This is a genomic window from Buttiauxella agrestis (assembly GCF_900446255.1).
GTDB lineage: Bacteria > Pseudomonadota > Gammaproteobacteria > Enterobacterales > Enterobacteriaceae > Buttiauxella > Buttiauxella agrestis.
Genome location: NZ_UIGI01000001.1, coordinates 2,668,652 through 2,682,420, shown reverse-complemented (window position 1 = coordinate 2,682,420; position 13,769 = coordinate 2,668,652). Strand labels below are relative to the sequence as shown.

The 13,769-nt window shown below is 53.9% G+C and carries 12 protein-coding genes; 4 read left to right on the top strand and 8 right to left on the bottom strand.

Annotation, left to right across the window (positions count from 1 at the left end; genetic code table 11):
• Window position 1 precedes the first annotated feature (1 nt).
• Window positions 2-802, top strand: a complete 801-nt coding sequence (locus DY231_RS12785; protein WP_115628786.1) for a YdcF family protein — start codon at window positions 2-4, stop codon at window positions 800-802.
• Between the two features lie 4 nt (window positions 803-806).
• Here the strand turns inward: DY231_RS12785 and DY231_RS12780 are convergent, their stop codons facing one another.
• The 8 genes from DY231_RS12780 to DY231_RS12745 all read right to left on the bottom strand — a co-directional run bounded on the left by DY231_RS12780 (window position 807) and on the right by DY231_RS12745 (window position 9,773).
• A complete protein-coding gene (locus DY231_RS12780; RefSeq protein WP_115628784.1) occupies window positions 807-2,225 on the bottom strand; it encodes an L-fucose/L-arabinose isomerase family protein in 1,419 nt (472 codons plus the stop codon).
• A gap of 24 nt (window positions 2,226-2,249) precedes the next feature.
• Entirely contained in the window at window positions 2,250-3,740 is a 1,491-nt protein-coding gene (locus DY231_RS12775) for an FGGY family carbohydrate kinase (RefSeq protein ID WP_115628782.1), read from the bottom strand.
• Window positions 3,741-3,742: 2 nt separating this feature from the next.
• The gene (locus DY231_RS12770) at window positions 3,743-4,687 is read right to left on the bottom strand and encodes a transketolase family protein (RefSeq protein ID WP_034495213.1); all 945 of its coding nucleotides are present in this window, start codon (window positions 4,685-4,687) and stop codon (window positions 3,743-3,745) included.
• Complete coding sequence (locus DY231_RS12765; RefSeq protein ID WP_034495215.1) at window positions 4,680-5,510, bottom strand: transketolase; 831 nt, start codon at window positions 5,508-5,510, stop codon at window positions 4,680-4,682. The genes DY231_RS12770 and DY231_RS12765 overlap by 8 nt, the downstream gene beginning before the upstream one ends.
• A gap of 86 nt (window positions 5,511-5,596) precedes the next feature.
• Window positions 5,597-6,697, bottom strand: a complete 1,101-nt coding sequence (locus DY231_RS12760) for an ABC transporter permease (RefSeq protein WP_034495216.1) — start codon at window positions 6,695-6,697, stop codon at window positions 5,597-5,599.
• 1 nt (window position 6,698) lies between these two features.
• A complete protein-coding gene (locus DY231_RS12755; RefSeq protein WP_115628780.1) occupies window positions 6,699-8,216 on the bottom strand; it encodes a sugar ABC transporter ATP-binding protein in 1,518 nt (505 codons plus the stop codon).
• Complete coding sequence (locus DY231_RS12750) at window positions 8,216-8,818, bottom strand: DUF2291 family protein (protein ID WP_115628778.1); 603 nt, start codon at window positions 8,816-8,818, stop codon at window positions 8,216-8,218. Before DY231_RS12750 ends, DY231_RS12755 begins: the two co-directional genes overlap by 1 nt.
• A 13-nt stretch (window positions 8,819-8,831) precedes the next feature.
• A complete protein-coding gene (locus DY231_RS12745; protein ID WP_115628776.1) occupies window positions 8,832-9,773 on the bottom strand; it encodes a D-ribose ABC transporter substrate-binding protein in 942 nt (313 codons plus the stop codon).
• A 211-nt stretch (window positions 9,774-9,984) separates the two neighbouring features.
• On the opposite strand from DY231_RS12745, the gene DY231_RS12740 reads away from it, so the two are divergent.
• From DY231_RS12740 to yncE, 3 genes are all read left to right on the top strand, one after another.
• Window positions 9,985-10,929: a sugar-binding transcriptional regulator gene (locus tag DY231_RS12740; RefSeq protein ID WP_115628774.1), complete on the top strand. Its 945-nt coding sequence runs from the start codon at window positions 9,985-9,987 to the stop codon at window positions 10,927-10,929.
• A 211-nt stretch (window positions 10,930-11,140) separates the two neighbouring features.
• The gene (aldA, locus tag DY231_RS12735; protein WP_115628772.1) at window positions 11,141-12,580 is read left to right on the top strand and encodes an aldehyde dehydrogenase; all 1,440 of its coding nucleotides are present in this window, start codon (window positions 11,141-11,143) and stop codon (window positions 12,578-12,580) included.
• 107 nt (window positions 12,581-12,687) lie between these two features.
• The gene (gene yncE / locus DY231_RS12730; protein ID WP_115628770.1) at window positions 12,688-13,761 is read left to right on the top strand and encodes a 7-bladed beta-propeller protein YncE; all 1,074 of its coding nucleotides are present in this window, start codon (window positions 12,688-12,690) and stop codon (window positions 13,759-13,761) included.
• Window positions 13,762-13,769: the final 8 nt, after the last annotated feature.

The following is a 13,769-nucleotide window of genomic DNA, read 5'->3' as shown; positions in this document are numbered from 1 at the left end:
TATGTTGACGACAACATTTCCAGCTTTGCAGCCGACGACCATCAATGCCATTAATACGCTTGGTGAGTGGCTTTCTCACAATGAGTTTGCCGCTCCGCCAGCGGTGGCTGATGCAGATATGATTATCCTCGCAGGCAATGCCGTTATCCCCACCATTGACGCGGCATGTGAACTTGCTGCAAACACCGAACTGCCGCTGCTGATAACCGGCGGGATTGGTCATTCCACAACATTCTTATACGCCGCGATTGCAAAACATCCCCGTTACAACACGATTCCCACCACTGGCCGCGCAGAAGCCGCAATTATTAAAGACATTGCGACCGAGTTCTGGAAAGTCCCAGCAGAAAAAGTGCTGACCGAAGAGAAGTCGACTAACTGCGGTGAGAACGCGCGCTTCACTCATGATTTGATGCAAACGCGGGAAATAACGCCCGCTCGCGCGATACTCATTCAGGACCCGACCATGCAGCGCCGTACCGTCGCGACCTTTGAACGCGTCTGGCAGGGCGATGCGCATCAGCCGCAATGGCGCAGTTGGCCGGGTTTTGTGCCTCGGTTAGTCAGTGACGAAACCCATACCGCGTTTAGCCTGCATGAAAAGGGCTTATGGCCGGTTGAACGGTATATTTCGTTGGCGCTGGGGGAAATCCCGCGTATCAGAGATGATGCGCAGGGCTACGGGCCGAAAGGGCGTGACTTTATTAGCCATGTTGATATTCCGCTTGCGGTGAGTAGTGCATGGGAAATTCTGGCTAATGACGCCGCGCTGGCGCGATTAATGCACGAGCGCGGCTTGTAAATGATTAACGATGCAGATAACAGTTAACCCCTAAATACTTACTGAACGCTTCCTGCAAAACCACACCCGTCGCCGAATGGTTCATGGCGACGTGGTGCTCAAAGCCATTGTTACAAATCCACGCCAGTAAATTTTCCAGATGCGGCACTTCTATGACCGCACGGCAGCCGACGGTATCTAACGCGTCATCAACGGATTGCCCTTCGCCGACATAGGCTTTCACCTCACCGGTAAAATCATCAGAAGAGAGGCGGAAGTAAGTCAGCGGGCCACTTTTCAGACGGCCATGTACTGCGCCGCAGGTGTTCTCTTTGCCGACCGTCGTGCCGATAATATCGGCGGTGCCCATCGATGGGGATTCCAGGCTACTGCTGGCAAAGTTCCCGCAGTGGAACAACACGCATTTGTTGCGATCGTCACCGAAGTTGTTGTTCCAGTCGGCAATTGAGGCCGGGTTAAGCGACGCACTTGCGAGGGCATACATCGACAATGCGCCCATCACGTCGACTTCACAGGCGCTTGGCATCAACTGCCCGGACATCACGCTCATAATCGAACAAACATTAATGCCGAGGTTTTCCTGAAGCGATGTCCAGCACTGGATCGCCGTGGTGTCGATGTCGTTTGCCACGACCCATTCGCTGATCACCACAAACAGTTTTGCCATTTGGGTTAACTTATCGGCGGGAATGCCGCTGGCATCGGCGTTTTCAATTAAGATGCCGCGCTTCTCATGCACCCGCAGATCGTCATCGCTGATGTGTTTGATGCGGGTGAAAATTTCAGACAGGTCGAGTGTTTCAACCGCCACGCCCATTTTTTCGAGCAGTTTTTCGCTGTAACGCACGGTGTTAAAGCTGGCCGGGCGCGCACCAATCGCCCCGATGCGCACGCCCTGCATCGATTTCACCACCCGGCAGATTTGCGCGAAGCGCTGTAAATCTTGTTCGAACACTTCCCCGCTTAACGCGCAAACATGCTGCGTGGTGAGCGTGAAGGGAATGTTGTACTGGCGCAGGTTGTTGCACAGGGAAATTTTCCCGCAGAAGCTGTCGCGGCGTGTCGCCAGGCCCATTTTGTCGAGATTGTCCTCTTCGGCCTGGATTAACACCGGGACTTTCAAACCGGAAAGGCGAATCGCTTCTGCTACCGCTTTTTCATCGCCAAAGTTTGGCAACAGCACCACCACTCCATTAATGTCGTCACGATGCTGGCGGAAAAGTTCGGCACAGACTTTGGCATCCTGACGGGTTTCGACGCCACCGAGATGCGTTTCTCCGTCTTTCAGCATTATCGTTTTAATGCCCAGTTTGCTAAACAGGGCTTCGGCCTGTTCATGCGCCTGCGCGACCAGATAGCTTGGGAAGAACCCGCGGTTTCCGATGATCACACCGAAGGTCAGTTGTTTAGGGATTCTGGACATAGCTTCACTCCGCTCAAAATAGATTTAATTTGGCTGAAAGCGGCAACGGGCCACGGCTTCAAGCCATTGTTTATAGTTTTGTTGCATGGTTTTTTGTTGTTCTGCCTGCGGCAGCAAACGCTCGCCACAGTTGGCCAGTGCCGCAAGCGGTGTGCCGTCTTGCCACCAGCCGAGAGTTTTCCCGGCTAACAGCGTCGCGCCGAGTGCGGATATTTCGGCTGCGGGTTGAATGATTAACGGGCGTTGCAGCACATCAGCCTGTAATTGCATCAGCCAGTGGTTTTGGGTAGCGGTGCCATCCACGCACAATGATTCGAGACGCTCGCCGGTCGCCTGTTCCATAGCGAAAAACACATCTGCAATTTGATAGACCAGTGATTCCAGTGCGGCTCGCGCCAGCACCGCAGGCGTAGCGGCGTCCGTCAGGCCACAAATCATGCCGCGTGCGTGGAGATCCCACCACGGCGCACCCAGCCCGGAAAGCGCAGGCACGTAATAGACGCCCTGGTTACTTTCTGCCGATTGTGCAAGCTCGGTGAGTTTTGCCGGGTCGTTGATATTTAGCATTTTCCCCAGCCAGGCGGCACCGGAACCGGTGTGAGTGATATTGCCTTCCAGCGCGTAGTTCAGCTCGCCGTCATGCCAGGCAAGCGTAGTGCTCAGGCGGTTACTGCGGTTTACCGGCTCCGGGAGCGAAAGCATCAAAGAAGAACCGGTGCCATAAGTGGCTTTCACCACGTGGCCACAGACGCTGCGTTGCGCGTAGAGTGCCGCGTGTGAATCACCGATAAGCGCCAGAACTGGCGTGCCAATCGGCAAACCTGAAATGGTGTTGATTTGCACTTCGCCATGGTGCCCGGAAGATGCGCGCACCTCCGCCAGCGCCGTACGCGGAATGCCGAATAATTTGAGTAATTCGTCGTCCCATTCGCCCCGGTAAATATTAAACAGCTGGGTGCGGGCGGCATTGGAGTAGTCGGTAGTGAACGAATGCCCGGCAGTCAGTTGCCAGTTCAACCAGGAGTCGATTGTCCCGATACACAGCTCGCCCGCATCGGCACGTTTCATGCCGTCCGGAATGGCATCGAGCAGGGCGCGGATTTTCGCCGCCGGGAACAGAGGATCAACGGGCAGGCCCGTCAGGCGGGCGATCAGCTCACCGTGGCCCAGCGCTAACAGTTGCTCGCAAGTCTGTTCTGAACGACGATCCTGCCAGCTCACGACGGGCGTGAGCGGTTGGCCGTTATTGCGCTGCCACACCAACACTGACTCACGCTGGTTGCTTATCGCAACGCCTGCGATGGTGACGGAGCCAAGTTGTTGCAGGCAGCCGCGCAGCGCTTCACACACGGCATGCCACAGCGCAACGGGGTCTTGTTCCGCAAGCCCTGGAGCCGGGTGCGTCATTGCCACGGCGACACTGTAACGGGCGCAGATTTCCCCGTTACTATTCACCGCCACCACTTTGGCGTTAGTGGTGCCCTCATCAATAGCCAGAATTACCGGGCTGGACATGGCTATGCTCCTTTGCAAAGCGCCGTGGCGGAACGTGTGACGCCTGCGGCATCAATTCCATGATGAGCACGCATCTCCTTGCGATCCGCCGCAATAGCATAGCTACCGTCTGCAATGCCGAGCCGCAACAACGGAATACCGCATCCGGCTTCCGCTAACACTTCAGCGACCAGGCTGCCGACACCGCCATTCACGTTGTGCTCTTCAACAGTTATCACGTGGCGTGAATTTTTAAGCATGGTGAGAAGTTGTGCGGTATCGCAAGGGCGGATAGACGGAACGTTGATCACCGCCGCATTAATACCCAAATCTGCGAGTTGTGCCGCCGCCGTGACGATTTCATGCACTGTTGAGCCCATGGCGACTAATGCCACATCATCGCCTTCGCGCAGCTGATTAATGGCACCGGGTTTGAACTGGTAATCCGCATCGTGCAGTTCCGGCAATGCTTTGCCGTCAAGACGAATATAGACCGGGCCAACGTGTTCCAGCGCGTAGTCAATAATCTGGCGGCATTCAATCGGGCACGATGGCGCATAGATTTCGATGTTGCCAAAACCGCGCAGCACGGCGATGTCGTCAATGCTGTGGTGGGTACTGGCGAGCGGGCCGTAGCTGGCGCCAGCATTGAGGCCAAACAGTTTGACGTTGCTGTTGTTGTAGCAAACGTCGACTTTGATCTGTTCGTTGGCGCGCGAAATCAAAAACGGTGCCGCGTTGCAGGTGACGGCGATTTTGCCGCCCATCGATAAGCCGACCGCCGTGCCCACCAGCGTCTGCTCTGCAATCCCGACATTCACCAGTCGGTCAGGAAACTGCTTCATAAACGGTGAAATTTTTGCCGTAGAGGTTGAGTCTGCAACGACCGGTACCAGGTCTACGCCGCGCTCGACGGCGTCAATAAAGGCATTCACCATTACGGTTGCCAGGTGTTCGCTATTACTCATCTTTCAGTTCCTCCAGCGCCAGTTCGATTTCGTCACCTTTCGGTATCCGGTGGTGCCACTCCGCGCGTCCCTGAATAAAGGAGATGCCCGCGCCTTTCGTGGTGTTGGCAATGACAACGTGCGGTTTACCGTGCGGCTGTAATCCTTCAATTGTGGCGACCACATCAGCCATGTCGTTGCCACGGCACTCGGTCACTTCCATGCCGAACGCGCGCCATTTCTCATCCAGCGGGTCGGTATTGAGAATGTCTTTGGTCGAGCCCGCGAGTTGCAGATTGTTTTTGTCGTTAATGATGATCAGGTTATCGAGCTGGTAATGTGCCGCGACCAGCGCCGCTTCCCAGTTGCTGCCTTCCGCCAGTTCACCATCGCCAGTCACGACAAAGACGCGGCGCTGGCTGTTGTTGCGTTTGGCCGCCAGCGCGATGCCAACGGCGACCGGCAGACCGTGGCCGAGCGCACCTGTGTTCAGTTCAACACCCGGCGTTTTGTGTTTCACCGGGTGGCCGGGCAGGTGAGAGTCGGCATGCTGATAGGTCGGTAGCCACTCCACGGGAATAAACCCGGCTTCGGCCAGCACGCAGTAATAACCGCCTACCGCATGGCCTTTAGACTGAATGTAGATGTCACGTTCATCGCTGTTAATCAGCTGCGGCGAACAATTCAGGATCCGGAAGTACAGGGCGGTTAAGATTTCTACCTGCGATAAATCGGCCCCGGTATGGCCGCCTGCCGGGCTGTTGGCATTAAGCAGGACGATGCGGCGACGGACGGCGCGTGCTCTCTTTTCCAGATCCGTAACTGACAGTGCGAACGGATTCATAGTGTTACCCCTTGCATTAAAAATCATAGATGAATAATTATTCCGAGCGGGTAAAAAAATACCCGCCGTTCAGGATTTGTGATGCGCTACACTTTCCCGCTGCTTTCCATAATCGCTTTCTGGGCCACGACCGCTGCTTTTTGCTGCATGCGGTTTTGCATCTGGTCAATGATGACCGCCACAATAATCACGATGCCTTTGATGACCATTTGCCAGAATTCACTGACGCCCATCATCACCAGGCCGTCAGCCAGGAAGCCAATCACGAATGCGCCGACGAGGGTGCCAAGAATGGTGCCGCGCCCTCCTGCCAGCGATGTTCCGCCGAGCACCACAGCGGCGATGGCGTTCATTTCAAATGCCGTGCCGTTTGCCGGGTGGCTGGCAACCAGTTGAGCGGAAACCACGATCCCGGCAATGGCGGCGCAAAAACCGGACAGCGTGTAGACCCAAATTTTCACCTGGCGGACTTTGACGCCTGAAAGTTCAGCGGCGCGTTCGTTATCGCCAATGGCGTAAACATGGCGGCCAAAGGGCAGGCGGCGGGCGACATAAGCAATGGCGATGGCGAGCACAATCATCATCCAGATAGCCCACGGGATACCGAACAAATTGCCGGATCCAATCAGGTCGAAACCGGTATTGCCGAGCTGTGGATTGCCGGAAAGTCCCGGGAAGGTTTCACCGCCCGAGGTCAACATGGCGGCCCCGCGCAGCACATACATGGTGCCGAGCGTGCAGATAAACGGTGCGACGTTATAGCGGGTGATAATCCAGCCGTTGCCCGCGCCAATCAGCCCGCCAATCAGTAATACCAGCGGCACAATCACCCACACACTTGGGAAAATGGCGATACCAAACATCGGCAGCACAATACCTTTGGTGATAAGCCAACCGGCAATCATGCCGCATAGCCCAAGTGTGGCGCCAATCGACAGGTCAATGCCCGCCGTGATGATGACAAACGTGATGCCGAGCGCCAGGAAGGCGTTGATAGCAATGTGTTTAATCATGATCACCATGCTGCCCATGGCGAGGAAATCCGGCACCATGATGGCGAAGAAACCGACAATCAAAAACAGCGCAATAAAGGTGCGCAGTTTGAGCAGTAACAGCAGCAGATTTTCCCGCGAGCTGAACGGCGAGCCTGGTCTGGCGTTGAGCGCGACAGTATCATTCGTTTTCATATCAGAACCCTTGTGCACTAGCGGAAACCAATGCCGACTCTTCGGCGTGTTCGCGGGGAATATCGGCGGTGACTTTGCCGCCGGACATCACCAGAATGCGGTCAGAAACCGCCATAATCTCTTTGAGATCGGAGGTGGAAAACACCACGGCTATCCCTTGTTCGGAAAGCTGAACCATCATGCGGAACACGTCGGCTTTCGCGCCCACGTCGATCCCACGCGTGGGCTCATCGAGCAGCAGCAGTTTCGGGTTGGTCAGCAGCGAGCGGCCAATCACCACTTTTTGCTGGTTCCCGCCGCTCAGTGCCTGAATTTCCACATCCGGTGATGAGACTTTAATCGAGAGATTGCCAATGGTGCTGGCCACGACCGCGGTTTCATCGACCTGTGAAATCGCAAAACCACGCTGTAAACGCCGCCATAAACTGGCAATCGTCAGGTTGCTGGCGACCGACGATATCGGGAAAATCCCGGTGCGTTTGCGATCTTCTGGCACCAGACTCATTCCCATGCGAATGCGTTCGGCGGTGGCAAGGCGCGGCGGCACCGGTTTGCTGTCGAGCCATAATTTGCCCAGATAGTTGCGTTGCGTACCCAACAGGCATTCAAACAACTCCGTGCGTCCGGCGCCCATCAGCCCATAAATGCCGACGATTTCACCTGCGCGTACTTGAAAACTGACGTCGTTCACTACCGTGTTTCCTGCGGAATTGACGCAGGTGATGTGTTCCGCTTCCAGAATCGCGGCACCAAAATCGCGCCCCGGTTTAAGGAAGCTGGATACCGGTTCACTGCCGAGCATTTCGCGCACGATCCATGGCACGTCGATATCACACACCTGTGCTTCGGCCTGAAATTTGCCATCGCGCAAAATGGTTATCACGTCGCCAATCGCCATTAACTCTTCGAGGCGGTGGGAAATATAAATAATGGTGACGCCCTGGCGAGTGAGTTCGCGAATCACCCGGAACAGAATTTCCACTTCGGTTTTGCTTAATGCCGAGGTCGGTTCATCAAGAATTAAGATGTCCGCGTCTTCAGCCAGCGCTTTGGCGATTTCTACCAATTGCTGTTGACCGACTTTCAGGTTTGCCACTATTTCTTTCGGGGAAATAGGCTGATCCAGGCGCTTGAGCAATTCCGCGCTGCGTGCCTGCTGCGTGGCTTCATCAATGGGCGACAAACCGTGTTGCAGTTCGCGCCCGAGGAAAATGTTCTCGGCAACCGTCAGGTTTTCGAAAAGATTGAGCTCCTGGTGAACCATGCCGATGCCATGCGCGGCCGCCTGGCGGGTGCTGTTAAACTGCACGACTTCACCATTCAGGCGCATTTCACCGAGGCTCGGCTGTTGAACGCCCGCCAGAATCTTCATCAGCGTCGATTTACCCGCACCGTTTTCACCGATGATGACGTTCACTTTGCCGCGCCAGACGTTGTAATCAATGTTGTCCAGCGCCACGGTGCCGGGGAACAGCATCGAAATACCACGGGTGCGCAGAATGACAGGATCTTGCGACATTATGGTTGCCCCCGTTCCAGTGAAATTGCCGCCGCGTCACTTAATGCACCGTTACGCATCGTTACGGCCATCACTACGGTGACCGGTTGCTGCTGCCAGCTTTCATCGACTTTCGGCAGGTGTTTTGCTGCTTCGCGGTTATAGGCTTTTGACAGCTGCGCGAACTGCACCTGGTTGGTGAAATCTTCGAACTTGTAGCCGGTCGCATCACGGATTGCGTTGCCGCGAATCATCGGCCCAACTTGTACCTGCAGTGGTTGGTCATTGACGGTCACGGTCAACATGCGCTCGCGTTCGTTATCCAGAGAAACGCTATCGACTTTGCCTTGTATTTTGACGAATACGCTTTCGTTGTTGGCGTTGGCGGCGCGGGTTTTCAGGGTAGTACTATCCAGTGCATGGCTCTGCGCGGGAGTCAGTACTTTGCTGTTCCAGGTTTGTTGCGCTATCTGCGCGGGGGTCTGGTTTGCGAAACTCGCTTTCGCATTCGGATCTGGCGGAATAATCGGTTGCCCGTTTTCATCCAGATCCACCACCCGGCAGGCAGTGAGCAACAGGGCACTGCAACATAACCAGCCAATACCCCATTGTTTGAGCGACATACAGCCTCCTGGACTACTTAGCCAGCTTGAAGGTTTTCAGCTGATTGGCATTGCTATCGTCAATTAATACGCAGTCCATCAACTGTTTTTCCTGTAGCTGTGGTTTGCCGTTTTTCAGGAAAAAATCCGCTTGTACCACAGCCATTTGCGCTTGCTCCCAACCCGGTTGCAGCACGGTGGCTTTGATATTGCTCCTGGCGATAATCGAGTCGCGCACATAGTCGCTGCCGTCAAAACCCACCACGATGACATTGGTTTTTCCAGCGGCTTTTAAGGCGGCTTCGGCGCCAAGCGCCATGGTGTCGTTACCGGAGATCACGCCAACAATGTCGGGCTGAGTTTGTAAGATGGATTCCATGCGGGTGAAGGCTTCAGTCTGGCTCCAGTTTGCGGTTTGCTGGGCCACCATTTTCATATCCGGGTAGTCGTCGAGAATGTCGTGATAACCCTGCGAGCGCACGTGGGCGTTGGTGTCTGACTGGCGGCCCAGCAATTCAACATATTTGCCTTTGCCGTTGAGCAATTTGGCAAATTTCTCTGCACCCAACTGCGCGCCCTGATAGTTATTGGAAACGATCTGCGCTACGGCAACGCCAGTTTTGTTGATTTCACGATCGATAAGGAAGGTAGGAACTCCAGCGGCTTTGGCTTTTTCTAATGGGCCGACGGTGGCATCCGCCCCAGCGTTATCCAGAATGATGGCTTTTGCTTTGCGGGCAATAGCGGTTTCAATCAGCTGGTTTTGTTTATTCACATCATCATCGTGTGACGCGACCAACGTGGTGTAGCCCAGCTCTTTTGCCTTCGCCATCGCGCCATCGGCTTCAGCTTTAAAGAATGGGTTGTCATGCGATGGGGTAATAATGGCAATCAGCCCATTATCAGCGGCATAGAGATTGGCAGATGAAGCAAGCAGTGCAGCAACGAGTGAGGTCTTCAGTAGGGTAAATTTCATTTTTATCTCCACATTGAATATATATTCAAGCATGATTTATTATTCAATGTAACGATATGCCCCACTTATGGTTCTGTCCATGTGGAATTGATCAAAATGATAAAAAGGCGAATGTGATCACAAATCGTCCGAATTAGCGGCAAAAGGAATGCTGTCTTGTTATTTATGCGGCCTTGAATAAAAATATCAGGTAGAGAATCAGGAGGCGCACATGTCAAAGCAGGATGAACAACGTTTGTTGGTCAAGATTGCGACGCTCTACTTTGTAGAAGGGATGAAGCAGTCAGAAATCGCCGGGTTATTGCACCTGTCGCAATCATTTGTCTCACGCGCCATCACACGCTGCCAGAAAGAGGGCGTGGTAAAAATCAGTGTTATCCAGCCCGCCAATATTTTTCTCTCGCTCGAACAGGCGCTGGAGAAAAAGTACGGTATTCGCCAGGCGATTGTGGTGGATGTCGACGAATCAGCCCCAGCCTCGCAAATCAAACATGCGATAGGCAGTGCGGCGGCGCACTATGTTGAAACACGTTTACGACCAAACGACCTGGTGGGGATTTCATCCTGGAGTTCCACCATTCGAGCAATGGTTGACGAGCTGCACCCGCAGAGCATTAAAGCACGCGGTGTGATTCAACTGCTCGGTGGTGTGGGGCCAAATGGCAACGTGCAGGCGACGATTCTGACGCAGAACCTGGCGGCCCAACTCGACTGCCCGGCCTGGCTGCTACCGTCGCAAAGTATTGAGCATTCCGTAGAAGAGCGAGCAAAACTGGTCGCCAGTGACGATGTGGCCGAAGTCGTGAAAAAGTTTGCTGAAGTCGATGTGGCTATTCTCGGTATCGGTGAGCTTGAACCGTCCCAATTGCTGAAAAATTCGGGTAACTATTATGGCGAAGCGATGCTGAAAACGCTGGCCGAACGCGGTGCAGTGGGGGATATCTGCCTGCATTATTTCAATGCGCAGGGCGAGCCGGTTTTGAGCAAAGAAGAAGATCCGGTTATCGGCATGGAACTGAGCCAGGTTCGTGACTGCCCGCATGTGGTGGCGCTTGCAGGCGGAGATGACAAAGCCAATGCCATTCGTGGAGCGCTGCACGGCGGTTATATCGACGTGCTGATAACTGACTACCCGACAGCCCGGCAACTGCTCTAATTCTCTCATAATGACCGTTTTCATCCCTCCGCACTGAAAACGGTCATTCCTATGTTTCTAATATGTAGCTAATTTGCTTCTTTTCTGTTGTTTTTATTGAGTCCCATCACACTTCATGACCGTTTTGCCCGAATAGCTGTTGTCGAACTCTAAAGTATTCACAAATGCTTTACATAGACGAAACAAAACAGCGAACGCAAAGGAGCCGGTCATGACAGCACCTGTACAACACCCGATGTATATTGATGGTCAATTTGTTCAATGGCAGGGCGAGAAGTGGATTGATGTGATTAATCCGGCCACTGAAGCGCTGATTTCGCGCATTCCTGACGGCACCGCGCAGCAGGCGCGTGATGCGATTGATGCCGCTGCAAAAGCACATGCGGGATGGGAAGCGTTACCTGCCATCGAGCGCGCTGGCTGGCTGCGTAAGATCTCTGCTGGTATTCGTGAGCGTGCAAAAAGTATCAGCGCGCTGATTGTTGCCGAAGGCGGTAAAACGCAGCAGCTGGCAGAGGTCGAAGTGGCGTTCACCGCCGATTATCTTGATTACATGTCCGAATGGGCGCGTCGTTATGAAGGTGAAATTCTGCAAAGTGACCGCCCAGGGGAAAACATTCTGGTGTTCAAACGCGCGCTGGGCGTGACGACCGGGATTTTGCCGTGGAACTTCCCGTTCTTCCTGATTGCCCGCAAACTAGCACCCGCGCTGATTACCGGCAATACCATTGTTATCAAACCGAGTGAATTCACCCCGAATAACGCCATCGCTTTTGCGGAAATTGTCCATGATATCGGGCTGCCAAAAGGCGTATTTAACCTGGTGCTGGGACGCGGTGAAACGGTCGGACAGGAACTGGCAGGCAACCCGAAAGTGGCGATGGTCAGCATGACGGGCAGCGTTGGTGCGGGCGAGAAAATCATGGCGGCGGCGGCCAAAAATATCACCAAAGTGTGTCTGGAATTGGGTGGTAAAGCGCCAGCGATTGTGATGGACGATGCGGATCTGGATATCGCTGTGAAAGCGATTGTTGACTCGCGCATGATTAACACTGGGCAGGTGTGTAACTGTGCCGAGCGCGTGTATGTGCAAAAAGGGATTTACGACGAATTCATTACTCGCCTGAGCGAAGCCTTCAAACAGGTGAGTTTTGGCGACACCGGCGAGCGTAACGATGTGTCGATGGGACCGTTGATTAACGCCGCCGCACTTGAGCGCGTGGAGCAGAAAGTCGCTCATGCGGTAAGCGAAGGCGCACGTGTGGTAGTGGGCGGCAAAGCGCCGGAGGGAAAAGGGTATTTCTACCCGCCGACGCTGCTGGTGGATGTGCATCAGGAAATGGCGATTATGCACGACGAAACCTTCGGTCCCGTGCTGCCTGTCACGACGTTTGAAACGCTGGAGCAAGCGCTGGAAATGGCGAACGACAGCGACTACGGCCTGACATCGTCGGTCTATACCCGCGATTTAAACACCGCCATGAAAGCGATAAAAGGGCTGAAGTTCGGCGAAACTTACATCAACCGTGAAAACTTTGAAGCGATGCAGGGCTTCCACGCGGGCTGGCGTAAATCAGGAATTGGCGGAGCGGATGGTCGCCACGGACTGAATGAGTATTTGCAAACGCAGATGGTCTATTTGCAGGTGTAATGATTTACTTTCTCATCTATAAATGATAATAATTATCAATAGTACTTTCACCCTTAGCTAACGTTATGTTAGCTAAGGGTTTATCCATGCTATTGATAAGGACATTTATGCCCGCTTTACCACAAACCCGTCTGCGCGTTTTGCCTGCGCTCATGCTTTCCAGCCTGCTGTTTTCCACTTCTTTATTTGCCGACACCTCATTCACGGTTGAAAGAAAACCCGTTGGCAAAGGCGCGTACGAAATGGCCTATAGCGCAGACCAATCTGCCCTGTATGTTGCCACTTCCCAGAGCCGAAAAACGGACAAAGGCGGGGTGGTTTATCGCCTTGATCCCGCAACTCTCGAAGTGACTCAGGCGATTCATAACAACCTGAAACCGTTCGGTGTGGCGCTCAACAAAACAACAGGTACGCTGTTCCTCGGCAACACCACCAGCAGCGCGGTGACGGCGATTAACAGCAAAACGGGAGATGTGATTAAGACGCTGGTGGTGGATGAAACCAAACGCACCGAAACCACGCGTCCGCTGATGCCGCGCCAGTTAGTGGTGGATGAGGCGACTAATACGCTGTACATGGGCGGGTTGGGCGAATCCAGCGTGCTATGGGTCATTAACGGCGACACGTTAACGCTGCGCGATACGATTAAAGATCTCGGTAAAATGGCGACGGGACTGGCGATTGATGCGAAAGCATCACGCATTTACATGACCAACGCCGACAACGAATTTATTGTGATCGATAGCAAAACCGACAAAGTTGTCACGCGCACAAAACTGGACACCGAAGGCGAGCATTTCTATCTCAATATTGCGCTGGATGCCGCAAATAACCGCGCGTTCGTCAGCGATTCTAAAACACCGCAGTTGCTGGTTGTGGATACCAAAACCAGCAAAGTGCTGAACAAAGTGGATGTGCCGCTGGGTCTGGATGTGCTGTTTAACCCGGTGCGTAATGAGATTTACGTGACACACCGCAAAGCCGGTAAAGTCAGTGTGATTGATGCGAAAAGCTACAAAGTGCTGGAAACCATCGACACACCAGCGCTGCCAAATAGCCTCGCATTGTCTCCGGATGGGCAGCAGTTGTATGTCAGCGTGAAACAGCCGGGCAGCCGCGAAAAAGAGCCAACCAGCCCGGACGATATCGTGCGCATTAGCTTTAAGCCATCATCATCCTGATAATCAGA

Coding starts and splice junctions, on each gene's coding strand:
- DY231_RS12785 (WP_115628786.1), top strand. CDS start 2: ATGTTGACGACAACATTTCCAGCTTTGCAGCCGACGACCATCAATGCC.
- DY231_RS12740 (WP_115628774.1), top strand. CDS start 9,985: ATGTCAAAGCAGGATGAACAACGTTTGTTGGTCAAGATTGCGACGCTC.
- DY231_RS12745 (WP_115628776.1), bottom strand. CDS start 9,773: ATGAAATTTACCCTACTGAAGACCTCACTCGTTGCTGCACTGCTTGCT.
- DY231_RS12780 (WP_115628784.1), bottom strand. CDS start 2,225: ATGTCCAGAATCCCTAAACAACTGACCTTCGGTGTGATCATCGGAAAC.
- DY231_RS12760 (WP_034495216.1), bottom strand. CDS start 6,697: ATGAAAACGAATGATACTGTCGCGCTCAACGCCAGACCAGGCTCGCCG.
- DY231_RS12750 (WP_115628778.1), bottom strand. CDS start 8,818: ATGTCGCTCAAACAATGGGGTATTGGCTGGTTATGTTGCAGTGCCCTG.
- DY231_RS12770 (WP_034495213.1), bottom strand. CDS start 4,687: ATGAGTAATAGCGAACACCTGGCAACCGTAATGGTGAATGCCTTTATT.
- yncE (WP_115628770.1), top strand. CDS start 12,688: ATGCCCGCTTTACCACAAACCCGTCTGCGCGTTTTGCCTGCGCTCATG.
- DY231_RS12775 (WP_115628782.1), bottom strand. CDS start 3,740: ATGTCCAGCCCGGTAATTCTGGCTATTGATGAGGGCACCACTAACGCC.
- DY231_RS12765 (WP_034495215.1), bottom strand. CDS start 5,510: ATGAATCCGTTCGCACTGTCAGTTACGGATCTGGAAAAGAGAGCACGC.
- aldA (WP_115628772.1), top strand. CDS start 11,141: ATGACAGCACCTGTACAACACCCGATGTATATTGATGGTCAATTTGTT.
- DY231_RS12755 (WP_115628780.1), bottom strand. CDS start 8,216: ATGTCGCAAGATCCTGTCATTCTGCGCACCCGTGGTATTTCGATGCTG.